The organism is Streptomyces sp. RLB3-17 (genome assembly GCF_007113425.2).
Classification (GTDB): Bacteria; Actinomycetota; Actinomycetes; order Streptomycetales; family Streptomycetaceae; genus Streptomyces; species Streptomyces mirabilis_D.
In genome coordinates this window covers 265212-289765 of record NZ_CP041610.2, presented here as the reverse complement: position 1 = coordinate 289765, position 24554 = coordinate 265212, and the positions used below count along the sequence as shown (strand labels likewise).

The window sequence follows — 24554 nt, the reverse complement described above, 5'->3', positions numbered from 1 at the left end:
GCCGACTGCTGTCTGAGGCGGTGCGTGCTGCCACTGAAACGGTGGGGCGTGTCCCGATAGGAGCCTTCGCGACAGGCACCGTCACAGTCCTGACCGCCACACCGTTCCGGCGTCGGCCACCGGTGTTCCCGAGGCGATCAGGAGGCAGGCGACCGTGCCCAGCATGACTCAGCAAAGCCAACCATGTCACAACACGGCTGATCAGGATGAACAGGTCCTGCTCGGAGTCGACACGCACAAAGACGTCCACGTGGCTGCGGTCATCACCAGCACCGGGCTCCTGTTGGACACTCGAGGCTTCCCAACGACCCGGGAGGGCTACCGCCAACTCCTGTGCTGGGCACGTGCTTTTGGGCAGTTGCAGCGGGCCGGTGTGGAGTGCACCGGCTCCTACGGAGCCGCCCTTACCCGCTGTCTGCACCATGAAGGCGTCACGGTCACCGAGGTCAACCAGCCCGACAAGGCCGCCCGACGCCGGCACGGCAAGTCCGACTCCATCGATGCTGCGGCCGCCGCCCGAGCGGTCCTCTCCGGCCGAGCCACGGCCACCGCCAAGACGACCGACGGACCGGTGGAGACAGTCCGGCTGTTCAAGATGGCCAAGTCCTCCGCGGTCAAGTGCCGGTCCATGGCCATCAATCAGCTCAAGGCCGTACTCGTGGCAGCAGAGCCAACCCTGCGCGAGTCCCTGGCCGGACTGAGTAACCCCAAACTCATCCGCCGGTGTTCACAGCTGAGGCCCGCGTCCGGCACGGGGCCGCAGGCGGCATCCCGTCACACGCTCCGGCTCCTGGCCAGGCGGATCCTGCACTTCACCGAGGAGATCAACGACCTCACCGCCCGGATCAGCACCGCGATCGATGCCTGCGCACCCAAACTCCTGGAGCTCTACGGCATCGGTCCGGACACGGCCGCAGCCTTGCTGACCGCAGCCGGCGACAACCCCGACCGTCTGGCTAGCGAGGCCTCATTCGCCGCCCTCTGCGGTGCCAGCCCCGTGGAAGCATCGTCTGGAAAGACCCAGCGCCGCAGACTCAACCGCGGCGGCGACCGCCAGGCCAATTCAGCGCTCTACACCATCGTCATAGCCCGCCTACGCTGGGACACCCGCACCCGTTCTTACGTGGAACGATGAGTCACTGAGGGCAAGACACGACGCGAAGCCATCCGATGCCCCAAGCGCTACGTCGCCCGTGAGATCTACCAAGCCCTCCTCGCAACCAGAAGGCAATCCCCGGCACCAACCCCCGCCGGTTGACATCCATAGGGGCATCAAGCTCGCGGTTCGCTACGAGGCGACCGTTCTCGTCGCCGCCATCAACGAATGGCTGTAACCGGCACGTGACCACGTCTCAAGTCCACACCGCCTTGACCACGGCGTGGCCTGCTGCAGCCGCCCGCCCGTAGAACCCGAGGAGGTCCCTGTGATGGTCGAGGAACTCCTGCCTGGTTTGTACCTCGTCCCGGCCGTAGCCGCGAAGCTTGGCACTGGCAACGTTCCACAGCTCATCGAACGAGACACTCGCGAGGAAGTCTGACGCCTGTGACACCCCGGGCGGCTTCAAAATCATCAGGGGCGGGTTGGAGGGGTCGGCTTCGGCGCCGTGTACCACGGGGCGGCCGCCGTAAATCGGCAGCGTCCACAGCTTGTCGGTGTCTGCTTCGAGGACATCGGCAGCGGTGTAGAGGTCATTGACGGCGTCCCAGACCTTGTCGATCGAGTCGGCGATACCCGCTGCGTACTCGTCGGGGTGGTTGTCCCAAGCCTCCCACATGAACGCCGCAAGCCAGGTGTGGTCGTCCCGGATCTCGGACTCCGCGACGGCGCGAAGGTGCAGGTGGATGCTCACGGCGACGAGTCCTCCAGTTCGGCGGCCCGCCTGTCGGGCCGAACGGACAGAACCTATTCGACGGCACTGCCAGCGAGTCGTCGCGTCTCCTAGCGAGGAATCCCAGACGCTGCCAAGACGCCCTCCAGCACGCGAGCGCCGTGTCTCATCGAGACCAACCGCTGCAGACAAGCCTCTGACGGGACATTCGAAACACGCCCTAGCTTGGTATTTAACATCCGGCGTCGAATGGTGCGTCGAACTTGATCACTCGGTTCGGTAACCGGCGTACACGGAAGCGGCCTTCGGCTGAACATGTGCTCCGACCAAGGAACACACACGTCCAGCACGAAGGCCGTGAGGATGAGTCTGCTGCATCACGACGCCCGATCGGAGGCATTGGCGCAACTGTCATGCTTCCGGGGCGAGTTCTACTCCTGTCTGACCGCTCGTTCGGACGCGTTGTTCGAGCTGGCCGATGCCGTTCTGTGCGGCGACGGACCGGTGAGGTCGCTGGCTGAGCTGTCGCTGGTGGGCGAACACCGCCGAGGCCATGGCGGGCTCTACGCCGCCCTGGCCCGTGGACGCATCGATGCCGGCCGGCTGCGGCGGGCACTGGCCGAAGTCCCACTGCCACGGGCTGCCGACGGCCGGCTGGTCCTGGCCATTGACATCACCTGCTGGCTACGCCCCGACGCCCACACCTCACCACAGCGGATCCTGTGCCACACCTACGGCCGGGGCAAGGACCAGCACATACCCGTCCCCGGCTGGCCCTACTCGATCGTCTGCGCGCTCGAGCCCGGCCGCAGCTCATGGACCGCACCGCTGGACGCACTGCGTCTGACGCCCGGGGACGACACCGCCACCGTCACCGCCCGGCAGCTGCGCGATCTGCTCCAGCGACTGATCACCGCGGGGCAGTGGCAGACGGGCGACCCTGACATCCTCATCGTCGCGGACGCCGGATACGACGCACCCCGCCTCGGCTTCCTCCTCAAAGACCTGCCCGTGCAGGTGCTGGCCCGGATGCGATCCGACCGCGTCCTGCGCAGGGCTGTCCCACCCAGGCTCCCGCACACCCAGGGCCGGCCGCCCCGGCACGGCGGCGAGTTCGTCTTCGGGCAGCCCGACACCTGGGCCACCCCGGATACCGAAACCGTCACCGACACACGCCTCTACGGCCAAGCCATCGCGCGCTCATGGAACCGGCTCCACCCCAAGCTGACCCACCGCTCCTCCTGGGCAGCCGCCGACGGCACCCTCCCGATCGTCGAGGGAACAGTGATCCGCCTGGACATCGCCCACCTGCCCAGCGGAGCAACACCCAAGCCGGTCTGGCTGTGGTGGTCAGGCACCGATGCCACACCGGCGGACGCCGACCGTCTCTGGCAGGCATACCTGCGACGCTTCGACATCGAGCACACCTTCCGCCTGTTCAAGCAGACCCTCGGCTGGACCTCCCCGAAGATCCCACCCCCGAGGCGGCGGACCGGTGGACCTGGCTGGTCCTCGCCGCCTACGCCCAACTGCGGCTCGCCCACCCGCTGGCAGCCGACCTGCGTCGGCCCTGGGAGAGACCAACCTCGCCGGACAGGCTCACCCCCGCCCGAGTCCGCCGCGACTTTCGGCACATCCGCCCACAAGCCGCCTGTCCGGCCCAAGCACCGAAACACTCCCGCCCCGGCCCCGGACGGCCACCAGGCCGAAAGAACACCCGACCCACACCCCGCCACGACGTGCACACACCCCGCAAAACACCATCGGCGAACCAGCGAACGAAGAAGTCAACCACCCGACGACCCCGCCGCACGGGTTAAAGATCAAGCTAGTGCCGCATCAGGCAACGTTCGCCTTGCCGTGACGTGGGCGGGAACTGTCCTGCTGCTCGCGAGGTCAGCCGAATGTGTCGCGGTGGCGCTTCAGTCGAAGTCGCTGGCGGAAGTGAGGCCCTCGACGAAGGATCCGAAGTCCGCGGCGAGGGCCAACTCCACGCTGAAGTCAGCGTCGAACCATCCGACTGAAGGTTCCCCGTGTCGGCCGCACGCCCGGTAGTCCAGCGCGATCCACAAGGGTCCGTCGCCCGAGAGGAGCACGACAGGTGAGGGCAGACCCCATTCCTCGACCAGGTAGGGACTGTCGAGCAACGAGACTGTGCTTTCGCGGTGGCCGATGCCCATCACATGGTCGAACGGGACGTGGTCCTCGCTCCAGGAGGTCGGCCTGTCTGTCCGGAAAGCGTTCCGAGCACCTGTCACCTGGCCGCCGTTCTGAACGCGCAACAGATCAAGCAGCGAGGCTGGGAGCGTGACATCGAGCAGTCGCTCGGCGTCCCGCACAGCCTGGTCAGTCAGCGGCTGCTGCACCCCATAGTTGCTGCCGGCGTCCCAGAACGCGGGCTGCACATCGTTAGAACGAGTCATGACTCGAATCGTAGGAACTATGGGCTGCGGTTGACCGCCGGAGGAGGCCCGGGCGTCCAGAATGATCACGTGGCTGAACGTGTGCGCGTGCAGGAGATTGATGACGACGAGGGGCGGCGGTTGATGCAGATCGTTCGCCGGGGCACCGGGTCCGTGGTGACCTGGCGGCGGGCGCAGATGGTGCTGCTCTCCGCGCAGGGCATGCCGGTGGACAAGATCGCTGCGGTGACGTTCACCAGCGCGGACCGGGTCCGCGACGTGATCCACAACTTCAACGCGGACGGCTTCGACTCGCTGTATCCGAAGTACAAGGGCGGCCGTCTCAGAACCTTCACGTTGCCTGAGCGGCGCTGTCATCGGCCCCCTCGATCGTGGGCGTCGGCAGGGCTCCAGCCCTTGGTCGACGGCGTGGCCGCGCAGGTGTCGGCCGACACCGCCGAGGTGGGAGCGATCCACCCGCGGCCATGCCCTGATCGATCGCGAGCTCTACCTGCCCAAGTCCTGGACAGGCGACCGGGAACGCTGCCGAGCGGCCCGCATCCCCGACCAGCGCACCTTCGCCACCAAGGGCGAGCTGGCCCGCGACATGATCCTTCGCGTCCTTGGCTCCCCGCTCCCCATCGCCTGGGTGACCGCGGATTCCGCCTACGGACAGGACTCGCACTTCAGGCGCTTCCTGGAAGACGCCGAGCTGTCCTACGTCGTTGCCGTCCCCAAGTCGCAGCAGGTGAACGGCCCGCGCATCGACCATCTCATCGCCCAGGCCCCGCACGAGGCATGGCAGCGTCTGTCGGCTGGGCCGGGAGCCAAGGGCGAACGGTTCTACGACTGGGCCGCCGCCCGTCTGCCCGCCGTGGCCGAGCCCGACGGCGCCGAGCTGGCCCGGCAGCGGTGGATGCTGGCCCGCCGCAGCATCAGCAAGCCCAATGAGATCGCCTACTACCTCGCCTGCGCTCCGCTGGACGCCACCGTCGCCGGCCGGCTCCGAGTCGCAGGATGCCGGTGGAAGATCGAGGAGTGCTTCCATAGCGCGAAGAATGAGTGCGGACTGGACCAGTACGAGGTCCGCCGCTACCTGGGCTGGTACCGGCACATCACGCTCGTCATGCTCGCCCACGCGTTCCTCGCGATGATGGCCGTGCAGGAGCGCGAAAGGGGGGTGTCGAGGCCGACACACCCGACCTCGTGGACCTCACACCAGCCGAAATCCGTCGTCTGCTGGCAGCTCAACCCGGCCGCCATCTTGCACGCCGCGACCACGCGGTGAACTGGTCCCGATGGCGGCGTCGCCACCAGGCACGTGCCCGACGCTGTCATTACATGCGGCGCGGGCACTCGTTGGTGGGACAGCTGGCCCAAGACCGTCCCCCCGCATGCCCAACCGTCGCTACACTCCCCAGCGCCAGGCCGTTGACCAGGAGAAATACAGAAGTCCGGCTGGAGTACTAATACTCCAGCAGCACTTTGACGTTTTCCCTGTTCAGGGTCGGTCTGGGTGAGTGTAGAGGGCTGATGGCCGGCCTGTGTTCTCTTTCCCGGGCCGCCCCTCGATCGTGTGCAGCCGCCGCTGATAGTGACAGCGGCGGGCGACGGCTTGGCGTCGTCTGCGCCAGTGTGACCACCTCAACGCGCGTGCGCTGATGAGGGGCTGGTGAACGGCGATGGATGAGTGGCCAGTTGCCAGGAGCCGCCGAATTTCTGCCACGGTGAGGGGCGCGAGGCAGGAACCGTTTCTGCTGCCCCTTTTGCCGCGGCGTCGACGGCCATGACGGCCAGGAAGGCATGCGCCAGCATGGCCAGGGTGATGTGCCGCATCCAGCCGGTGTAGCGGCGGACTTCGTACTGGTCGAGGCCGCATTCGTTCTTCGCGGCCTGGAAGGCTTCCTCGATGGCCCAGCGCGTCCCGGCGACGCGGACCAAGTGCTCGATGGTGGTGCCGAGCGGTGCGTAGGCGAGGTAGTAGGCGATCTCTTCGGGCTTGTTGATGCTGCGGCGGGCCAGTGCCCACCGCTGGTGGGTGGGCATCTCGTCGTCGAAGTCCTCGATGGGCGTGATCTGCAGGGCGGCCCAGTGGTAGACGCGCGGGCCCTTGGCCCCGTCACCGCACGAACGTCTCTCCCACGCTTCGTCGGGTGCTTGGGAGAAGAGGTGGTCGATGCGTCCGAAGTGGGGCACCTGCTGGGACTTGGGAACCGCGAGTACATACCCCAGGCTGGTCTCCTCCAGCATGTGGCGCAGCCGCCATTCCTGGCCGTAGGCGGCGTCCGCGGTCACCCAGGCGATCGGCAGCGGTGAGGCGATCGCCCGCAGCACCATGGCCTTGGCCAGGTCGGGTTTGGTGGCGAAAGTCCGCTCGTTGGGGATGTGAGCGGCGCGGCAGCGGTCGCGGTCGTCGGTCCAGGTCTTGGGCAGGTACAACTCCCGGTCCACCAGGGCGCGTCCGTGTGTGGTGGCGTAGGCGGCGAACACGCCGATCTGGCAGTTTTCGGTGCGGCCGGCGGTGCCGGAGTACTGGCGCTGGACGCCGGCCGAGGTGGTGCCTTTCTTGAGGAAGCCGGTGTCGTCGAGGATGAGGATCCCGTCGGGCTCGCCGAGCCGTTCGGCTACGTAGTGCTGGAGGTCGTCGCGGAGCTCATCGGCGTCCCAGCGGGCGCCGTTGAGGAGCCGCTGGAGGCGGTCGGGTGTGCGGTGTCCGGCGTATTCGGCCAGCTGCCAGCCGTTTTTGCGGCCGACCGGGCCCAGTAGTCCACGGATGTAGTCACGCATCCGGCGACGCGGCTCGACACGCCTGAAGCGGTGGCCGGTACGCAGGAACAGTTCCTCGAGTTCGTCGTTCCAGATCTCAACTGCACGCTCGTCGATCACGCCGGGAGGCTGCCCGGACCGCTGTCACTATCAGCGGCGGCTGCACACGATCGAGGGGCGGCCCGGGAAAGAGAACACAGGCCGGCCATCAGCCCTCTACACTCACCCAGACCGACCCTGAACAGGGAAAACGTCAAAGTGCTGCTGGAGTACTAATACTCCAGCCGTAGATCGTGATCACGGATGAGAAGGTCTCCCATCCCGATAGCCTGCGGTGAGGCCGCCACGGCGGCTTCACCGCAATTGTAGGAAGGATGTGTCGTGATCCGTCCGGAGGTTGCTGACTTCACCGCCCTGGGCAAACTCCCGTCCGAGGACGGTGAGCCCGACGAGGCTCTTGAGGAGGCCGTCGAACGCGCGGGAGCTCTTCTGGGTCTTATTGAGCGACCCGTGACCGATGAGGAGGCCCATGCCTTGGCGGACTGCTTCGGCGACGACGAATGCTTCGGGGTGGCCTGGGTCCTCCTGCATCTCATCGAGACGGCTCCTCACGCGCGTGAGGACCAGCCTGAAGCCGCTCGACGATGGCGCGATGGTCTGACGAGCCAGTCCCACCCGCAGGCTACCGACGAGCGGCCTTCACATCCGTGATCACGATGGTGAGTGGCGCTTCTCCGCCTACCCGAGTTCACCGAGACGGACGGTGTCCTCAATCGCGCTGAGCTTCGCGGAGGACAGGACGCCCGCCCGGTCGATCAGGTCGTCCCGGGACACGGTGGTCAGCCACGTGCAGGGGGTAAAGCCCGGGCGCGGGAACGCGAACCGCAGCACGCCTTGAAAGGGCAGTCCTTCCATGGCGCCTACTTGCAGTTCGACGCCCAGACCGCTGATGTCGACGCCCGCTTTCAAAGGAAGACGCGCGCCACCTCCAGCCACTTCTGGGCGTCCTCGCCGGTCGCCGTCATGTTGGTCTCGGACCAGGGGCGACGCCGGGTGACACACAGGCAGAAGTCGATAGCGCCGCCCTGTACCCGTTGCGCGGCAGCCTCGGGGCCCCACACCCAGGTCCGTCCGTCAGGTGCTGTCAGCTCGACGCGGAAGGGATCCGCCGGCTCAGGCAGTCCGACGGCGGCGAAGGACAGCGCCCGTCCCAACACCCCCAGCGACGCCACGTGCTGCAGTCGATCCGTCGGGCGGTGTGCCACGCCCACAGCATCGAAGACGTCCTGCCCGTGTGCCCAGGTTTCCATCAGACGAAGGGGCGCCATCAGGGCCGGGGTCACCTTCGACATGTACCAGGGGAATGCGTGGTCCCATGGCGTGTCGCGTAGTGCCGCCGCCAGTTCCGCTCGACCGGCCCGCCACTCGTCCAGAAGTACCGACCGTGGTTTGGCCGCTCCCGCGGCGGCGGCCTTGTCTGCATACCCGCTGCCTTCGACTTCCGCCCGCCCGAGCTCGGCGCCGAACGCGTCCGGGGTGCGTAAGGCGCTGAGTGCGTTCGCGTCCGCCCACGCGAGGTGGGCTATCTGGTGGGCGACCGTCCAGCCCGGTGCCGGTGTCGGTATGGACCAGTCGTCCACTGCCCTGACCAGGACGTCGAGCTCGTCACCCTCAGCCACCAGCGCGGACAGGACACCGGCGTCATCTACATCGGGGACGGCGAGGTTGTAGTTCAACATGTGCGCCATGGTGCCACTCCTTCCTGACCAACGGCGGAGACGAAGTGTGCGGGCAGACTCCGATGTCGCCGGAGTCTGCCCACTCGGTGGTGGGGCTCGTGGCACTACGGGACCACCGTGCTTCCTCGACGGCGGCGCAGAGCGTGTCGGGCTGGCTGGTCATGCGAGACGCGTGACGGTTGCGATCTGCTCTCCAGGCACGGCGACGGCCCCGGAATGATCACGTGGTGTGTGCCCGTGCGACAACTCCGAGGCCGTTAGCGGCCCATGCTGTCCGTCCAGTCTGACCGATGAGATGTGGGAGGTCATCCGGCCGCTCCTTGCCGTGCGTAACCTGCGGAAAGGCGGCGGGGTGCGTAAGTACGGAGACCGATTGGTGCTCGACTCGATCTTCTGCGTACTGCGCTCGGGCTGCCAGTGGCGGATGCTCCCGCGCGATCTGATGCCCTGGGACGCGGCGCACCGCTGGTTCACCAAGTGGCGCCGGGACGGCAGCTGGGACCGCATCTACGATGAACAACGCCGCCAGCTCCGGATCGGGGCCGGACGCGACCCTGTGCCGTCTGCCGCCGTGATCGACGCCCAGTCGATCAAGACCAACGAGGGCGGTAAGGCGCGTGGATTCGATGCGGGGAAGCGAACGACAGGGCGGAAGAGACACGTGATCGTCGACACGATGGGGCTGCTGCTGGTCGTCGCGGTCACTTCCGCGTCCGTGCAGGACCGCGCGGGAGGCCGCACCGTGCTGGCCCGGCTCGCGGCTACCTTCCGCACGGTCAGCTTTGTGTGGGCCGACGGCGGATACGCCAACTCCGTTGATTGCACGCTGCTTTCATGGGCCCGCGACGCGTTGGGCATCGTCGTGGAGATGGGAACCTGAGAGCCTGTCGGGCGGCCGGTTGATTACGCCACGATGAGGGCTTCGGTGGTCTTGATTCGCGCGGTCTTGCGGTGGGATTCATGGCTCCACCGCGATGACTGCCCGGCGAGCCGGACGAGCCTCAGGCGGATCATCGGGACCTTGATTATGGCCTCGGAGGTCGCGGTCAGCCGTTCGTCTGGGCACTCCATGGCAGGAATGGACATGTCGGGAGGCTCGGGCATGGCCGCCATGAGCCTCGTCGGTACCGGACGGAAGCTGGCGGCGGGCCTGCTGGCCCTGGTCTTGCTGGCCTTCGCGCTGCGCTGGCTGGCCCGCGCCTTCGACGCGGCCCGTGCCATGCCCGCGGGCGTGCCGGAACCAGTGGCGGGCATCCGAGCCGACGCTTTGTCTCCAGCCTGCCATGCGGCGATGGCTCTCGGCATGGCTGTGATGTTCGTCCTGCTCCTCTGAACCGCAGCCGGGTTGGACAAGGGCGGAGCCCGACAGCCCCGCCCAAATCCAGCGAAGCGTCAGCTCACGGTCACACCGGGCAGTACGGCTGAGCCCCTGCCTCCTTGGGATTTCGCGGCGGAAGCCTATTTTGGCCTGTGAAAACTTCTCTCCTTAGAGGTCGCGCGGATAGGCGCGGTTGGGGACACCGGCAACAGAAAGGGCACAGGTCCGGGTGATCATGGAGTTGCGACGCTCTGTGATCACTGGGGAAACCTGTGCCCGTGCTGCCATCATGGCTCACCGAACCGCTCTGGGACCAATTCGCGGCTTTGCTGCCCGAGCGGTCGGAGTACCACCCGGACCATCCACTGGGCTGCCACCGCCGACGCATCAGCGACCGGATCATCTTCGACAAGATGCTGCAGCTGCTGCGCTTCGGCTGTTCCTACGAGGCGATCGCCGACACGACCTGCTCGGCCACCACGGTCCGCAGCCGCCGCGACGAGTGGATACAACTGGGCGTCTTCGCGCGGCTCAAGCAGATCGCGCTCGACTCCTACGACCGGATCGTCGGCCTCGTCCTCGACCAGATCGCCGTGGACGGCTCCATCACCAAGGCCCCCGGAGGGGGCGAAGTAGCCGGGCGTTCCCCGGTCGACCGCGGCAAACGGGGCCTGAAACGATCGGGCATGACAGACGGATACGGCATCCCGCTGGGCCGCGTCCTGGCCGGCGCCAACCGCCACGACTCCCCGCTGCTCGCCCCGACCCTGGACCGCCTGGACGAGCTGGGCCCGCTGCCCGACGACGTCACCGTGCACCTGGACGCCGGCTACGACTCGGACAAGACCCGCGCTGTGCTCGATGAACGCGGCCTGCGCAGCCGCATCGCACACAAAGGCGAGAAGGCACCCATCCAGGCCAGTCAGCGTTGGCACGTAGAACGCACCCACGCCTGGCAGAACGCCTTCCACCGGCTCGCCCGCTGCTACGAGCGGCGCGCCACTGTCGTCGACGCATTCTTCGACCTCGCCGACGCGGTCATCACCGTGCGCAGTCTGATCCGGCGGGCATGGACGACTTACCGCTGGGACGAACGGCCGAACCGCCGACCATGACCGCAGCCTTATCCGCGCCGCATCTAAACGTCGCGGACCGCGAGCAGTTCGACCGCCGCCCCAGACGCCTCCAACAGTGGTGCAGCGGCAGAACACCGGGGATCCGCACGGTAGGCAGCGAGATCCTCGCTGTTGGGAAAGGTTATGCGGTGGGCCTCGACCTGATCGTCCAGAGTGCGCAGTCGGCGCTCGAGACGCCCTCGGTCTCCTGGCGCGACCTGCCGGAACGCTACGGGCCATGGAAGACGGTCTACACCCGCTTCCGCCGCTACGCACTGGACGGCGTGTTCACCCGAGCCCTCCAGGTGATCCAGGCGCGGCATCGCCACCCCCACCACCTCCTACGAGGCAGCGGTCAGTCCCGCGTCATTCCTACTCTGGGCAAGATCCGTTTGAAGACGGACCCTAGAAGGCGAGCGGTTTGGAGAGCGGGATCGGCGTCTGACGCAGGCCCTCCAACACCAAGTGGGAGAGGACTTCGAGGGCTGCGTCCATGGCGTACTCTCCAGGGCAGCAGCGTCGGGGGACTTGTCGATGTCGAGGGCGTCGGTCCACTTGCGGGGCTCGTACCGGGCCAGCATCGAGAAGCTGTAGAGAAGCAGCCACCAGGACATCAGCGGACTGGGCGGCGATTTGGCTAGTTGGAACGCAGGCCGCAGATAGCGGTGGTCGTTGAAGCGGTAGACGGGGGCCCGGACATCGAAGAACTCCACGGTGTCCGCCTCCTGCATGCCGGTGCTGGGGGCCGGCCAGCACAGCTCGACGCCGAAGCGTCCAGGACAGACCTCCTCGAAGGTCTCCTCGTCGCTGCCCCAGAGCTCTGCGCCTTCCAGACCCCGATACCTGGCGATGAACCCCTGCGTCCATGTCTTTCGGTCCTGCAGCGGGGGCGTTTCCTCGTTCACCCAGACCGTTGCGCAAAGGAACTCATCAGACTTGGCAGAGCTCCTGGCCGAGCAGTCGTCCGAGTCTCTGCACAAGGCGTACTTGGAGGCCAAGAAGTCGATCACTGGGTGGGCGGTTATGCCATCGAGAGGGACTTCGGCGAGTTCAGGGAGGGAGTTCCACAGGGCTCCAACGCTGACGGCGTCTGTCATGTGCTCGGACCTCGTGGCTTCGGATACCGCTTGAAAGGCACCGACTCCCTCGGGGCGGACGGTGATGTCCGGGATGCCGCATTTCACATCGAGGATTTTCAGGCCGTGCTTGTCGAAGGTCCACCGGCAGGGCCGTTGCAAAGTGCGGTGATCTTGTAGTCGCGCTGGTCAGACGATGCCCAGTAGGTCGAGCGGGCGGGTGAAGGGCTCGTAGGAGACGTGCCGGATGCCGGCCGCGATGTTGCGGTGTCCGGCGGCGCGGAGCGCGTTGATCGCCAGGTTGCGTAGGGTCTACATGTTTTCGGGGCCATGGCCAGTGCGGATCTTCGAGGCGTCCTCGGCGAAGCTGGTGTCGCGGACGAAGTGGAGCCGATTCTCGATGGTCCACTGCGACCTGGCGAGTTGGCCCGGCCGCTGGGGCGATGCCTGATGCGAGCTCAGGTCTGTGATCGCGTAGACGGTCTGGCGGCTGACGGTTCCGGTCGTGCGGTCGGTGCGGTGGCGCAGGATGCGTACAGCCTGGGCGGCGTGGGGGAAGTCGAGGCCGAGGTCGGTCACGGTGAGGGCCCTGGTCACTCGGGTCTCCCGGCGGCCCGTGGCCGATCTCCCGGTCGTAGCGGCGGGCGGTGACGTCCTTCCACGGCAGTGATCGCAGCCTGCGGTGCAGTTCGGGCTGGTTGGCCTTGACCACCAAGAGGTAGTGCGCCTTCTTCTCGTCCACGAGGAAGCGCGCATGCGCGCGCTGGGTGTGCAGGGCGTCGGCCGTGACGGTGACCCCGGTCAGGTCGAAGGGCGCCAGTAGCGCGGCGAAGCAGGTGATTTCGTTGGTCTTGTCGGGGATCCGCAGATGGGTGACGGTTCGGCCGTCGCCGGTCATCGCGGCCAGGAGGTGGGCGGCGGGCGTGTGGCCGTGTCGGGAACCGCGGGCAGCCTTGCCGTCGAGCGCCACCGAGTCCGAGCCGGCAGGATCAGCGCCGGTCAGATCGGCCAGTCCGCCGGGCAGACCAGGCCGACAATCCGCCGAATCGTGGCGGCACTCGGCGCGACGCGCACGCTCAACGACCCTACGACCCGGGCACCCAGGCGGGCCAGGGCGTGCTGCGGCGCGTTGGTGGACCACTGGCCGATAGCCGTATACGAGCGTGCGCCGGCGACAACCGCGGAGGCGGCAACCAGCAGCACCGCCACGAACGGGTGACGCGCCCCTCGACGTCGACGCGCATCCGGCAACAGCCGCAACCGTTCCAGCAGCGACAACCCCGCAGTGTCCTCCAGAGCGGGCGTCTTGATCAGGCAGACGGTGGCAGACTGACGACACATCGAAGCTTCGGTGGTGCAAGGCGACTTGGGAAGGTCACCCCGTTCAACCGGAGCTTCGCTGCGTGCGTGACGGCCCAGCCCGCGCTCCTTGGACCGCCGCGACCTGCGGACCCTCAGGGCTGGTCGTACCAGGAGAACGCCGCGATCCGCCAGCCCTCCGGGGTGCGGACGAACTGGATGGTCTTGGTCCCGCCGCCCTCGAACGGCTCGCCGTCCAGGATGCCGGCTTTCCGGTACTCGCCGAAGCGCGACGCGATGTCGCCCGCGATCTCGGTTCGCTCGGAGGTCTCCCACTCCGAGAACTCGACCAACCGGCCGTCGGCGAGCAGGCGTTCGCGCGGCTCGATGAACTCGTCCACGGTGTAGACCGTGTACTTCGGCCCGGTCAGCACGATCACACCACCCGGAATGACCAGCCGGCGGATCCGGGCCACGTCCGCGGCCTTGCCGCCGCGGTTGTCGAAGGCTCCGAAGAACTCGGCGGCTATCGCGTCAATCTCGATCTTGGACATGGCGCGACGGTAACACCGCTAGGGGGCAACGGACATGGCGTCGAGGCAACTTCGACCCAGGGCACCCACGAGATCATGCGACTTTGCAACAGCCCTGCGCAGATTGGAGAGGCGGATCAAGGCAGCTGGCTTCCCCCGGGAGAAATCCCTGCGGAGCTTCGACTTCGACGCCAACCCCAACATTGACCCGGCCAGAATCCACACCCTCACCGGCTGCGAATGGATCAAGAAGAGCCAACCCCTATGCCTCATTGGCGACTTCGGCACCGGCAAGTCCCATATGCTCATGACTCTGGGAACCGAGGCCGCGATGAAGGGCTGCCGGGTCCGCTATACGCTCGCGACGAAGCTGGGCAACGAGCTGGTTGAGGCCGCCGACGAAAAGCAGCTGAACAAGACCATCGCCCGCTACGGCCGCGGCGACCTCCTCTGCATTGACGAACTCGGCTACATGGAACTCGACCGACACGGCGCCGAACTCCTCTTCCAGGTCCTGACCGAACGCGAGGAGAAGAACAGCGTCGCCATCGCCTCCAACGAGTCCTTCGGCGGCTGGACCAAGACCTTCACCGACCCCAGGCTCCGCGCGGCCATCGTCGACCGACTCACCTTCAACGGCACCATCATCGAAACCGGCACCGACTCCTACCGCCTCGCCACCACCCGCGCCCGAGCTGAGCAGCCCGCCAAAGCTGGATGACCCCGGCAGTGGTAGCAGGTCAGCGGGCCTCGGCTGACTCGTCAGGCGCCGCGGCAGGACGCAGCACGGTCAGAGAATCTTCCTGGCGAGCAACCATTGCGAAGGAGAACCTGTCCACCTCCAGGCACAGGTCGACATCGTCGGGATGAACACCCTGGTATCCGCGTCGCACTCCGTCGGCAAGGTCGGCGGCTGCCCGGGAAGTCCTCGCACGGTGGAGATACGGGGCCACTTCGGCATCGCCTCCGGCGAGATGCCGACCGATGTATTCACCGCAGGCCAGGTCCTCAGCGGCCTGGCCATCGTCGCCGGTGACCACGAACGTCACCGGCCCGGAACCATCGGTCTTCAGGAACACCGCCGTCGCGCGGGCCACTACGAAACTCGCGCGCAGGACCAGCGGCGCACTCGCGACGGCCAGCGCGCCGACGGTTCCGGCCGTCGTCTTCTGCACCACCGTGCGACCGACCAGGTCGAGCGACCTGATCAGACCGGGTGAGTTCACCGTGCCGCAGCCCGCTGCCGGGGCGCCGTCCTTCAGGGCCAGCCAACCCGGACGGCTCTCCTTCAGGGCCAGTGCCTCAGCGTCGGACGGACGATCTTCTCGGCACCACGCGAGAACGCCCAGGCAGCAACGGTGAAGGCCCGCATCACGTCGACCACGACCACAACGCGCGGAACGTCAGGCAGCTCCGGAATACCGAGGAAACGATGATCCATCTCGCAATTCTCGCCGAGGCCCGCATCGCACCCGCCATCGGGCTATTCAGCGACCCGCACCGAGTCTTGGGACACGGCGGTGCCGTCACTTGGCATCGACATCCGCGCCTCTGCCGATCACCAACTGCCTCCGGGACCAATTGACAAACGCTGCTCCTGGAGATCAACGAAGCCACCCCACTTTAAATGGGAATTCTCGCGGCAATTCAGACATGGTGAACCGTGGCGACGTGAGGTGGGTCACCTATCTATTGCTGACACCGGGAACTTCGGCTTAACGTCCACGAAATCCGTTTAACGTTCCCGAAATCCGTTTGAGCGGACCGCATAACTGGCCGGTTGCCGCTGGCGGCGGCTTTCGAGCGCAGGCTCCGAGTGGAGCCTTCTCCGTGCGGCGGGGCGCGTTTCCCGGCCTGGATCCGACTGCGCACACCCCGTGCGCCGTAAGGAGTCGTACGATGCTTCCTTTCGTATCCTGCAGCACGGGAGTGACCCTTCTGGGCCGGGCCGGGCGGTCGGTTTCCCGTGGGAGCCTGCTCCCGGTCCGCGCGCTCACCGGAGCCGTCTTCGGCGCCGCCGTGGAGGTGGCCGCGATCATCGCGGCGCTGGCCCTGTACCCGTCCGGCATGGGCGAGGAGCGCCACACGGTCCGATCCCGCCTGGGGCCGCCGCCGGACGGCACTATGCCTTTTCCTGCCATCGGCGCAGACAGCCCAGTTCTGCTGGTACACGGGATGGGCAGTAACCGGGCGATCTTCCACGTCTTGAGACGCGGCCTGCGGCAAGCGGGCTTTCGCCGGGTGACCGAGCTGAACTACTGCTGGCTGAGCAACGACGTCCGCAGCGCCGCGCGGTTGCTGGCAGACGAGGTGGAGCGGGTTTGCGAGGCCAGCGGGCACGAGCGCGTCCATGTGATCGGCCACAGCCTCGGAGGCGTGGTCGCCCGCTACTACGTGCAGCGCATGGGCGGTGACGCTCGCGTACACACGCTGGTCACTCTGGGCTCCCCGCACCACGGCACGCTGGCCGCGATGGTGCCGCTGCCGAATCAGGCGATCCGGCAGCTCCGCCCCGGCAGCGACGTGCTCGTGGAGCTGGCCGGGCCCGCTCCCGGTTGTGGAACCCGCTTCGTTGCGTTCCACAGTGACCTCGACGAGCTGATCGTCCCCACCGCCAACGCCAGGCTTGACCACCCCGACCTTCAGGTCAGCAACGTCCCCGTGCGGGCTGTCGGTCACGTCTCGCTGCCCATGCACGGCAGGGTCGTCGGCGAGGTCTGCCGCGTGCTCCGCGATGCGCACGTCGCCGAGCCCCTGGCCGCAGCTTGAGCGGGAGCAGCCCTGCGAGCGGACCGTCCCTGTGCCGGGCCCGTGGTGAAGGCGGCGATGCGAGCGGTCTGTCCCAGCCGTCAGACGGAGCACGGCGCAGACCGGTCGGTGGCGAGGAGTGCGACGGCGTCTGGGGCGGTGTGTTTCCGGGCCTCGGAGACCACGCCAGTGACGTATGCCGCTGGCCCACCGGGGTCACCGATTCCCGCTAGAGCACCTGCGGCGCGCCGTCGGGGGCAGGCTGTCCGCGGCCTGCGTGCCCTTGACCCGCCCGAAGGTGCGGGCCGCGCCCGGCGCAATGCCGCGCAGGCCGCCGCGGCCTCGGCCGAGCGACGCGAGCGCGATGCCGTGTCCGCCTGGCTGGCGCAGCGGGATCGACCGGGAGCACCGCTGGCGTAAGACCCGCCAACCTGAACGAGCGGTCGAAAGCCGCAGCCGACGTGAGGGTCGGCTGCGCGTGGCCTGCTTCAGGGAGCCGAGCGGTCCGGGGTCATGGGGTCGAGGGTATGGGGCCGAGGGGGCCGCTGGTGGGAGCCCACATGGGCATCTCCGCAGGACCGTGGCGCGCCGTTGTTGTCGTCGGAACGCTGCGGTGCCCCCTCGTTCAGGTCACGCAGAGGGCTTCGCCGGAGCAGACTCCCGTCGCCTGGTGCTCGCGCCCGCATCTCTAGCCCAGGGCCCGTGGATATCCTCACCTTTGAGGAATAGGACAAAAGGCAAAAAACGCGTGAAAGTGTGCGCTCTGGATCTCGTTGGTTCCCGTGCGACCGATGTCGGGACTCCTTAACTGTGCGCCGTTGGAAGGAGGTGAACACATGAGTGACACCGAACAGGAACCCGAGGCGACCCCGACTGAAGGCGAGGAGCCGGCAGCCGAGGCGGCGGAGACCGCAGAGGTCACGGAGGCGGACGCCCCTGCGACCGCGTTCGCCCTCGCCGCCCGCGCGGGGCGGCCGCGCGCAGGGACTGTCAGACACACCTGGCCGGCGTCCGCCGCGGGCGAACGCTGGCCACCGGCTTCCGGGGCGCATTCGGCAGCTGGCCGCGGTTGCGAGCAGTCCGTTGCGCTCGCCGCTGGCTTGCTTCGGCACAGGTGGTCGACAGCATGCCCGACCCCGGGTGGCGTCAGCGCGGGCGTCGCTGACGTGGCCGTCGCCATCGGCATCGCGTGACGGTCTGTGGACCGCCACGTCATTCCCCAGCGGAATCGTCAAGATTCTTCATGGGGAACCCGACGCTGCTCCAGCACAGCAGGAGGGCGCCGCTCCGGGCCGCCCGCCCGCTCGGCACACTAACGGACGCCATGGGCGGGGACGGTGACACTCCCACTGGAAGTTGCATGACCACCGACAACGGCCGGGTGAGTCCTGTCTCTGCGGACTAAGTGGTCGGCTTCGTAAGTCCTTCGGGGGTTGATCAGGCTGCCAGGGCGACGGAGGATTCTTCTTGTCGGTCGGCGGGTGTGTGTCGGTCGAGTCGGGCCAGTAGATCGTCCAGGTCGGAGGTGGTGAACTTCCACTGGAATGGCTGTGCCGTGGCGTTGTAGCGGTCTTCGAACGCTCGGAGCCGGTCCCGGACCTGGGTCAGGTCTGTGAAGTCGTTGGGTTGGACGACCTTGCGCTGGACGATCGAGAAGAAGATCTCGATCTGGTTTGTCCAGGAAGCGTGTACGGGGGTGTGGACCATGACCGCGTTCGGAAACTCCGTGGTCAGACGGTCGACGGCCTTCTTCCCCCGGTGGGAGGAGCCGTTGTCTACGATCCAGAAGACGCGTCTGGCGCTCGCGTAGGGCTCGGTAGTCATGACCTGGGTGACCAGGCTCATGAAGGGGACGATCCCCGTCTTCGGCTCGCAGCGGCCGAAGACTTTCCCGCGGTGGACATCGTATGCGGCCAGGTAGGCCAGCGCGCCGCCGCGCCCGTACTCGTGGTTGACGCGCATCGCCCGGGCCCGGCCTGGGGCCAGGGTCGGATGGCAGCGGCAGCGGGCCTGGACGGAGGTCTTCTCGTCGCTGGAGACGACGTACTCGTCCTCGCCCAGCGGGACACCGTCGAACGCGCGGGTGTACAGGTCCAGGACACGCTGGGCCTTGGCACGGAAGTCCGGGTCACGGATGAAGATCCAGGACCGGTGCTGCCAGGGCTTGAGCGCGTCCTCCCGCAGCCAGCGGCGCACCGTGGACGCGGACACGGTGTTGGTGATCCCGCGCGCGGTCAGCTCGGCGGCCAGCTCAGGGCAGGACCAGCGCGACAGCGGTACGCCGGTCTCGGCGGGTAACTGGCAGGCCAGTGCCTTGGCCTCGGCGACCTGCACAGGGGTGAAACGGGCGGGGCGCCCGGAGCGCTTGCGGTCGGCCAGGGCCGGCAGCCCGCCATGGGCGAACCGGCCGCGCCAGGTCCGGACCGTGTCCACGTGCAGCTGGGTCTCGGCGGCGATCCTGGCATTACCCAGGCCACGTGCCGCAAGGAGGACGACTGAGGCACGCTGCCGGGCTTGGTGTGGAGTCTTGTGACCGTAAGCCATCTTCTTCAGCCGGTGGCGCTCGGCGGCGGTCAACACCACTGCCACGGCAGCGCGTATGGACAAGTGCCTGTCCCCTGGATCCAGCAGCAGGCTGATAAGCCTGAGCGATTTCGACTGTCCCCCGCTCCTTCTTCCACCTCGTTGGACGTTCAAGGAGACAGGAAGAGCGGGTAGTGACTGGCACGTATGACGGCCCACCGACCGTGAGGTCGGAGGCTGCGGCGAAGAACCGCCCGGCGGACCGCGCGGCGGCGCGGTCGCCTCCACTTGCCACACCCGCCGCTTCACCAAGTGCCCCGGCTGAAGAAGGCGCTGCGGGTGCCGGCCGCGGCGCCCCGGCACCCCGCGCCGATCGACCCGGACCTGTCGAGCGCCGACATCCGCATCGGGCTACGCCCGCGGCTCGACGCTCGGGCAGGAACTCGACTCCCAGCTCGACACGCTCAGCGAACGCGGCATCCCGAGGGCCAAGATTTACAGCGAGAAGATCAGCACCCGCGTGCGGGCCTGCCCGGGTTCGAGGAGGCGCTGAGGACGGCGCAGGAGGTCAAGGCGCACGCCCGGCACTGCCGGGTCATCGTCACCGTGTACGAGATGAAGCGCCTCGGCCGCGACATGATCGAGGCGGGTGCGGCCCTTCTATGAGGCCCGACCTGGACAATGCTGGTCCGCAGATGCCGTGTCTCGCTTCCTGGCAGCCGCTTCAACCAAGGGGCGGCGTCCGGGCGGAGACACGGGAACCGAGGTTTTCGGTACCGGCCTGCTGCTCCGTGCCGGTAGGCCGTGGTGTCGGCTGGACGGTGCTTTCGGTGATGAGGGTGTGTGGGAAGTCGAGGTACGGCTTCCAGTAGGGGGCGCCGTGGAGACGGGCGCCTTGGGGGGAGACGGTGGGGCGGTGCCAGGTGGTGTGGTCAAAGCCGGCGGCTGCCAGGGCGGTTTCGTGGGCGTGGGTGGACCAGTAGTAGCCGGTGAGGCGGAATTCCTGGCCGGGGAGGTGACCGTGGAGGGTAACGGGGGCGCCCTCTGCGGTGCTAGTGCAGGTCAGATCGAAGCCGTAGGGGTGGTACCAGCCGGGCGTGGTGTTGAAGTCAGGGTTAAGGCATGCCGCTACGAAACGGCCGCCGTTGGTGCGCAGGGCCCTGCGGGCGGTGCGGCAGATGCCGGTGAGTTCGTCGTGGGTGGTGGCGTAGGGGGTCAGGTGGATGGCGATGACGAGATCGAAGGCGTGATCGGTCATCGGGTCCGGTCCCTGGTGGGCTGCGTCGCGGTGCAGGTAGGTCACCCCCAGAGGGGCTTGCTGTTCGAGGCGGCGGGCGTGGTCGAGCATGCCGTGGGAACTGTCGATGCCAACGGCGCGGGCAGCTCCGAGCTGTTTGGTGCGGCGGGTGTACAGGCCGGATCCGCAGCCCAGGTCGAGGACGGCCTGGCCGGTGATGTCGCCGATGACGGCAAGGAGGCTGTGGGCCTCCACATGTTCGCGGAACGGCATGTGCTGGGCGGTGCGTTCGTAGGCCGGGGCCAGGTTGTCGAATGCGCTGTCCACAGCGGTCTCCTTGCAGGCTTCACCAGGTGACGGGCAGTAGGGCGGGGCGGGTGAAGAGGATGTTCTCGTCCCAGGGGATGTCGTCGACGGCGAGGGCCAAATCCGGCAGTCGAGCGAAGAGTTCGCGCAGGGCGATGTCCAGGTAGAGGCGCGCGAGGCTGGAGCCGAGGCAGTAATGGGCACCGTGGCCGAAGGTCAGCGAGCCGTCCGTGCTGCGGCCGGGGTCGAATTTGCCCGGCTTGGGATAGCGGTCCGGGTCCCAGCAGGCGGCCAGGAACGGGGTGATGACGGCCTGTCCGGCGTGGATGGTCTGACCGTGCAGGGTGATGTCTTGAGTGGCGACGCGAGGGTTGGAGAGGTAGCCGTTGTGGTGGTAGCGCAGGAGCTCTTCGATCGTGGCGGGCCAGCGGTCGGGGTCGGCGGCCAAGCCGTGGTGGTAGCGCGGGTGGCGCAGCACGGTCACCACAAAGGTGCCGGTGGGTGAGATGAGCGGGTCGACGCCGGTGACCATGAGGTAGTCGACGGTGCCGATGAGCTCCTCCTCGCTGATGGTCCCCTCCCTTCGGGCGGCTAGCAGGGCACCGATGGGGTGCTCGGCCGTGACCGTGCCGTCGTGGGTGTCGACCACGGTGCGGGCCAGGGCGCTGATCTGCGCGGTAGCGTCCGCGATGGTGGCACCGTCGGCGGTCTGGGAGGTCTGGGTGCGGAAGCACTCCAGGTAGCGGGAGCGCAGTTCCAGGGGGATGCGCAGCATGTCGCAGTTGAATCGCAGGGCCAGCGGTTCGGCGTATCCGGTCATCAGGTCCGCCGGGTTGGGGCCCTGGATCATCTCGTCCAGCAGGGTGTGAGCCAGGGCACGGATCGTGCTGGCGTAGCGGGTGACTGCGGCGCGTGTGTAGTAGGGGGTCAGGATGGTGCGGATGCGGGTGTGGTCAGGCGGGTCGAGATTGAAGATGCCGCCCTTGACGCTGTTGAAGTCCTCGCCGGCGATGCGGGGCGCGCCGGGATAGGTGAGGTTGCGGGTGAAGCGGTGGTGGTCGGTGGCGACCGCGCAGATGTCTTCCCGGCGGGTCAGGAGCCACATGACCTCGCCGGAGGGCATGCGCACCGGGCAGACGGGTCGTTTTCTGCGCAGCGTCTCGTACAGGGGCGGTGGCGTGCCGTGCGGGCCAGGGGGGAGAGGCCAGTCGAGGATGTCAGCGCTCATGTGGACCCTCCGGTTGTACGGCATCCAAGGTGACCTGGGCGTAGCCGTGGCGGTCTGCGGGAACGAGTGTGGGCACGTGGCCGTCGAAGAGGGCCATCTGGAGAGGCCAGGGTTTGGGGTAGCAGAAGACAGCGCTCTCGGCGTCGACGATGCCTGCGACATCGAGCAAGTAGGGAACTTCGGCCAGGATGTAGTCGACGTTGCGGGCGACTGTATCGGCGTCGGGGACTCGGTCGGTTACTGTGCGGAGGTAGGCGCGCGCGTTCTGTTCGCACAGGTCACGGAAGAGGGGCTCGCGGTGGAAGGCGTCGATGCCTGCCCGGTGCAGAGCCTGGTAGTGCGGATGGGCGGCCTTGGCCGTCCAGGTGTGGACCCGCGGTTCGCGGCCCACCCGGGCGAGTGCTGTCTTGGCGGCCCCGCGCAGTGTCCTGACCGCGTGCAACGTGTGACGGACCGCGGCGCGCGGCGCCATCCCGGCAGCGATCTGCCCGTACGCTGCCTCGTAGCCGGGCAACAGGATCTCCACCTGGTCGAACCAGTCGTCGGCCCAGGCCACCAGAAGGCGGATGGTCCGTGGGGTGAAGAAGGAGTTGAACGGGGAAAGCCCCAGCACCGCGCAGTGGCGTTTCTCCAGGACTCGACGGCATCGCTCCCGGTGCACCCGGATCCGTACGACTGTCTGCGCAGCAGCCGGGTCAGCGCCAGCGTGGCGCGGGGCGGGGGAGAAGACGAAGTCACCTGAGCTGTTGGTGTCCGCATCGCGGTCACGGCACAAAGGTATGTCCCTTCTGAGCTCACCTCGATATCCCTCACACGGTTCGGGGGAACCGGGAGTTGCCCTGCGGCCCCGATGCCGGGCAGGGACAGGGGACGCCACTGCACAGCAGGCCCGAGCCGGGCTCAATGCACAGTTGGCCCGACGCGAGTTCAAGTGCTGCACGTGTCGATCTTTCAACGCCCAGCCGGCCCGGAAGGACACGGCAACCGTCGTAGGAACGCAGGGCGCTCGTAGCGAGACCCACTCGCCGCGCGAAGGCGCTGATGCTCAGTAGTTCCGTGCAGCAGGAGGCCGGGCCCGTTCGGCGTGAGCGTCCCACAGGGGACCGCAGCACGGTCGTGCGCTCACCCAAGTTCGAGGCTGGGTGCCGGTCTCGACCCCATTGTTGGCCGGAGATGTACGCCGAGGAGTCTCAGCAGCGGGCCGGTCATGGCGGTGGTGACGACGGCCATGACCACCATCATCGAATAGAAGCTCTGGTCGATCAGGCCCTTCTCCAGTGCGACAGCCAGGATGACGATCTCGGTGAGCCCACGGGTGTTCATCAGGACGGCGATGGGCATGGCCACCGAGTGTGCCAGCCCGGACAGTCGGGCACCGACATACGCTCCGCCCGCCTTGGAGAGCACGGCCACGCCAATGACGGCGATCAGGGTGAGCACCGAGGCCGGAGTGAAGGTGGACAGGTCGACCTTGGTGCCAGCCACGACGAAGTACAGCGGCAGCAGGATGTGCCCAACCTGCTCCATCTGCCGCATGATCTGGGTGCGCAGGGTGCCGAGCACGTTGCGCGGCATGACCGCGCCGAAGGCGAAGGCGCCGAAGATGAAGTGGATCCCGAGCCACTCCGTGGCGGCGCAGGAAAGCATCAGACCAGCAACCAGCAGCGGTATCAGCCGTTCGACGGGCCGGTCACGGTCCTGGACGCGGCGCACGACAGCACCGAGGACGGGGCGTACCACGGCGAGCATGAGCACCAGATAGACCGGCAACAGCGCCATCTGCCACTGGCCGAAGGAACTGGCGTACGCGACGACGCCCGCGAGGCCGATCCAAGCGACTAGGTCACCGATCGCCGCAGAAGCCAGGGCGAGGCTGCCCACCGAGTGCCGGTTGAGACCGCAGTCGGCGAGGATCCGGGCCAGTACCGGGAAGGCCGTCACCGACATCGCCACACCGACGAAGAGGACGAATGCGGTGTGATTGCCAGGGGCGTACGTGTCGGCCAGCGGAACAGCCAGCGCGACGCCCGCGACCAGCGGGACGACGACGGATCCGACGGCCACACCTAGGGCCGCGCCGCGGCGGTCGCGCAGGAAGCCACCGTCGAGCTCGTAGCCGATGAGGAACATAAAAGTGGCCAGCCCGACATTGGCGAGAGCGCCGAGCAGCGGCTTCACCTCGACGGGCAGGACGGCCTCAGCACCGGCGGTGGTGATGACCATGGGGCTGGCGAGCAGTCCGGCGCAGATCTCTCCGACAACGGCAGGCTGGCCGACGCGGCGGGCAAGTCCGCCGAAGAAGTGGGCGGCTCCGAGGACGAGCGAGAGGGCCAGGAAGAAGTCTGCGACGGTGCTTCCGGTCATGGAAGAGTTCCTATGCTTCCGATCATATGAGCAGAGCCCTGCTTCCAGCCGGGACCGCGAAGTCGCCGACA

General features: G+C 67.5%; 21 protein-coding genes and 8 pseudogenes. 12 read left to right on the top strand and 17 right to left on the bottom strand.

The window, feature by feature from the left end; translation table 11 throughout:
• Positions 1-163 precede the first annotated feature (163 nt).
• Positions 164-1258, top strand: a pseudogene (locus FNV62_RS01525) (IS110 family transposase).
• A gap of 94 nt (positions 1259-1352) precedes the next feature.
• On the opposite strand, the gene FNV62_RS01520 reads toward FNV62_RS01525, so the two are convergent.
• Positions 1353-1850 carry a DUF1877 family protein gene (locus FNV62_RS01520; protein ID WP_143611902.1) on the bottom strand — a complete coding sequence of 166 codons (498 nt, stop codon included), beginning with the start codon at positions 1848-1850 and terminating at the stop codon, positions 1353-1355.
• Positions 1851-2192: 342 nt separating this feature from the next.
• Between FNV62_RS01520 and FNV62_RS01515 the strand changes: the two are divergent.
• A pseudogene (locus tag FNV62_RS01515) lies at positions 2193-3649 on the top strand (NF041680 family putative transposase).
• A gap of 102 nt (positions 3650-3751) precedes the next feature.
• On the opposite strand, the gene FNV62_RS01510 reads toward FNV62_RS01515, so the two are convergent.
• The gene (locus tag FNV62_RS01510) at positions 3752-4252 is read right to left on the bottom strand and encodes an SMI1/KNR4 family protein (RefSeq protein WP_143651907.1); all 501 of its coding nucleotides are present in this window, start codon (positions 4250-4252) and stop codon (positions 3752-3754) included.
• 69 nt (positions 4253-4321) lie between these two features.
• Between FNV62_RS01510 and FNV62_RS57440 the strand changes: the two are divergent.
• Positions 4322-4603, top strand: a pseudogene (locus FNV62_RS57440) (helix-turn-helix domain-containing protein); the annotation flags it as partial.
• Positions 4551-5519: an IS701 family transposase gene (locus tag FNV62_RS01500; RefSeq protein ID WP_318658497.1), complete on the top strand. Its 969-nt coding sequence runs from the start codon at positions 4551-4553 to the stop codon at positions 5517-5519. The pseudogene FNV62_RS57440 and the gene FNV62_RS01500, both read left to right, overlap by 53 nt.
• A gap of 356 nt (positions 5520-5875) precedes the next feature.
• On the opposite strand, the gene FNV62_RS01495 is transcribed toward FNV62_RS01500, so the two are convergent.
• Complete coding sequence (locus tag FNV62_RS01495; RefSeq protein WP_375336837.1) at positions 5876-7114, bottom strand: IS701 family transposase; 1239 nt, start codon at positions 7112-7114, stop codon at positions 5876-5878.
• 264 nt (positions 7115-7378) lie between these two features.
• Between FNV62_RS01495 and FNV62_RS01490 the strand changes: the two genes are divergently transcribed.
• The gene (locus tag FNV62_RS01490; RefSeq protein ID WP_143611901.1) at positions 7379-7708 is read left to right on the top strand and encodes a hypothetical protein; all 330 of its coding nucleotides are present in this window, start codon (positions 7379-7381) and stop codon (positions 7706-7708) included.
• A gap of 27 nt (positions 7709-7735) precedes the next feature.
• Here FNV62_RS01490 and FNV62_RS01485 read toward each other — a convergent pair.
• Both FNV62_RS01485 and FNV62_RS01480 read right to left on the bottom strand, forming a co-directional pair.
• A pseudogene (locus FNV62_RS01485) lies at positions 7736-7960 on the bottom strand (type II toxin-antitoxin system PemK/MazF family toxin); the annotation flags it as partial.
• A gap of 2 nt (positions 7961-7962) precedes the next feature.
• Positions 7963-8745, bottom strand: a complete 783-nt coding sequence (locus FNV62_RS01480) for a TIGR03084 family metal-binding protein (protein WP_143611900.1) — start codon at positions 8743-8745, stop codon at positions 7963-7965.
• Between the two features lie 220 nt (positions 8746-8965).
• On the opposite strand from FNV62_RS01480, the gene FNV62_RS01475 reads away from it, so the two are divergent.
• On the top strand, positions 8966-9616 hold the full coding sequence (locus tag FNV62_RS01475; RefSeq protein ID WP_225900084.1) for an IS5 family transposase: 651 nt from the start codon (positions 8966-8968) through the stop codon (positions 9614-9616).
• A 23-nt stretch (positions 9617-9639) separates the two neighbouring features.
• Here FNV62_RS01475 and FNV62_RS01470 read toward each other — a convergent pair whose 3' ends face one another.
• Entirely contained in the window at positions 9640-9822 is a 183-nt protein-coding gene (locus FNV62_RS01470) for a hypothetical protein (protein ID WP_164331369.1), read from the bottom strand.
• On the opposite strand from FNV62_RS01470, the gene FNV62_RS01465 reads away from it, so the two are divergent.
• From FNV62_RS01465 to FNV62_RS01455, 3 genes and pseudogenes are all read left to right on the top strand, one after another.
• Complete coding sequence (locus FNV62_RS01465; RefSeq protein ID WP_225900793.1) at positions 9764-10069, top strand: DUF5134 domain-containing protein; 306 nt, start codon at positions 9764-9766, stop codon at positions 10067-10069. The genes FNV62_RS01470 and FNV62_RS01465 overlap by 59 nt on opposite strands.
• 257 nt (positions 10070-10326) lie before the next feature.
• The gene (locus tag FNV62_RS01460) at positions 10327-11169 is read left to right on the top strand and encodes an IS5 family transposase (protein WP_143611897.1); all 843 of its coding nucleotides are present in this window, start codon (positions 10327-10329) and stop codon (positions 11167-11169) included.
• A 209-nt stretch (positions 11170-11378) separates the two neighbouring features.
• Positions 11379-11486, top strand: a pseudogene (locus FNV62_RS01455) (transposase); the annotation flags it as partial.
• A gap of 24 nt (positions 11487-11510) precedes the next feature.
• Here the strand turns inward: FNV62_RS01455 and FNV62_RS01450 are convergent.
• From FNV62_RS01450 to FNV62_RS01440, 5 genes and pseudogenes are all read right to left on the bottom strand, one after another.
• Positions 11511-12407, bottom strand: coding sequence for a YaaC family protein (locus FNV62_RS01450; protein WP_412775475.1), 897 nt, complete (start codon positions 12405-12407; stop codon positions 11511-11513).
• 150 nt (positions 12408-12557) lie between these two features.
• A complete protein-coding gene (locus FNV62_RS55160; protein WP_225900954.1) occupies positions 12558-12842 on the bottom strand; it encodes a hypothetical protein in 285 nt (94 codons plus the stop codon).
• A gap of 76 nt (positions 12843-12918) precedes the next feature.
• Positions 12919-13215: pseudogene (locus FNV62_RS55155) on the bottom strand (ISAs1 family transposase); the annotation flags it as partial.
• 29 nt (positions 13216-13244) lie between these two features.
• Positions 13245-13523, bottom strand: coding sequence for a transposase family protein (locus tag FNV62_RS55150; RefSeq protein ID WP_225900083.1), 279 nt, complete (start codon positions 13521-13523; stop codon positions 13245-13247).
• A 176-nt stretch (positions 13524-13699) separates the two neighbouring features.
• A complete protein-coding gene (locus FNV62_RS01440) occupies positions 13700-14098 on the bottom strand; it encodes a nuclear transport factor 2 family protein (protein WP_054229745.1) in 399 nt (132 codons plus the stop codon).
• A gap of 91 nt (positions 14099-14189) precedes the next feature.
• On the opposite strand from FNV62_RS01440, the pseudogene istB reads away from it, so the two are divergent.
• Positions 14190-14798: pseudogene (istB, locus tag FNV62_RS01435) on the top strand (IS21-like element helper ATPase IstB); the annotation flags it as partial.
• Positions 14799-14817: 19 nt separating this feature from the next.
• Here the strand turns inward: istB and FNV62_RS01430 are convergent.
• Positions 14818-15518, bottom strand: a pseudogene (locus FNV62_RS01430) (2-phosphosulfolactate phosphatase).
• Positions 15519-15976: 458 nt separating this feature from the next.
• Between FNV62_RS01430 and FNV62_RS01425 the strand changes: the two are divergent.
• Entirely contained in the window at positions 15977-16846 is an 870-nt protein-coding gene (locus FNV62_RS01425) for an esterase/lipase family protein (RefSeq protein WP_144314470.1), read from the top strand.
• A 1416-nt stretch (positions 16847-18262) separates the two neighbouring features.
• On the opposite strand, the gene FNV62_RS01420 is transcribed toward FNV62_RS01425, so the two are convergent.
• The gene (locus tag FNV62_RS01420; RefSeq protein WP_225900082.1) at positions 18263-19414 is read right to left on the bottom strand and encodes an IS630 family transposase; all 1152 of its coding nucleotides are present in this window, start codon (positions 19412-19414) and stop codon (positions 18263-18265) included.
• A gap of 246 nt (positions 19415-19660) precedes the next feature.
• On the opposite strand from FNV62_RS01420, the gene FNV62_RS01415 reads away from it, so the two are divergent.
• A complete protein-coding gene (locus FNV62_RS01415) occupies positions 19661-20014 on the top strand; it encodes a hypothetical protein (RefSeq protein ID WP_225900081.1) in 354 nt (117 codons plus the stop codon).
• Between the two features lie 58 nt (positions 20015-20072).
• Here FNV62_RS01415 and FNV62_RS01410 read toward each other — a convergent pair whose 3' ends face one another.
• The 4 genes from FNV62_RS01410 to FNV62_RS01395 all read right to left on the bottom strand — a co-directional run bounded on the left by FNV62_RS01410 (position 20073) and on the right by FNV62_RS01395 (position 24483).
• Positions 20073-21014 (bottom strand): class I SAM-dependent methyltransferase, encoded by a 942-nt coding sequence (locus FNV62_RS01410; protein ID WP_263986820.1) that lies wholly within the window; start codon positions 21012-21014, stop codon positions 20073-20075.
• Complete coding sequence (locus FNV62_RS01405) at positions 20932-22119, bottom strand: cytochrome P450 (protein WP_164657586.1); 1188 nt, start codon at positions 22117-22119, stop codon at positions 20932-20934. The genes FNV62_RS01410 and FNV62_RS01405 overlap by 83 nt, the downstream gene beginning before the upstream one ends.
• Complete coding sequence (locus FNV62_RS01400) at positions 22109-22780, bottom strand: tRNA-dependent cyclodipeptide synthase (protein WP_164657585.1); 672 nt, start codon at positions 22778-22780, stop codon at positions 22109-22111. The genes FNV62_RS01405 and FNV62_RS01400 overlap by 11 nt, the downstream gene beginning before the upstream one ends.
• A gap of 461 nt (positions 22781-23241) precedes the next feature.
• The gene (locus tag FNV62_RS01395) at positions 23242-24483 is read right to left on the bottom strand and encodes a cation:proton antiporter (RefSeq protein WP_144314465.1); all 1242 of its coding nucleotides are present in this window, start codon (positions 24481-24483) and stop codon (positions 23242-23244) included.
• Positions 24484-24554 lie beyond the last annotated feature (71 nt).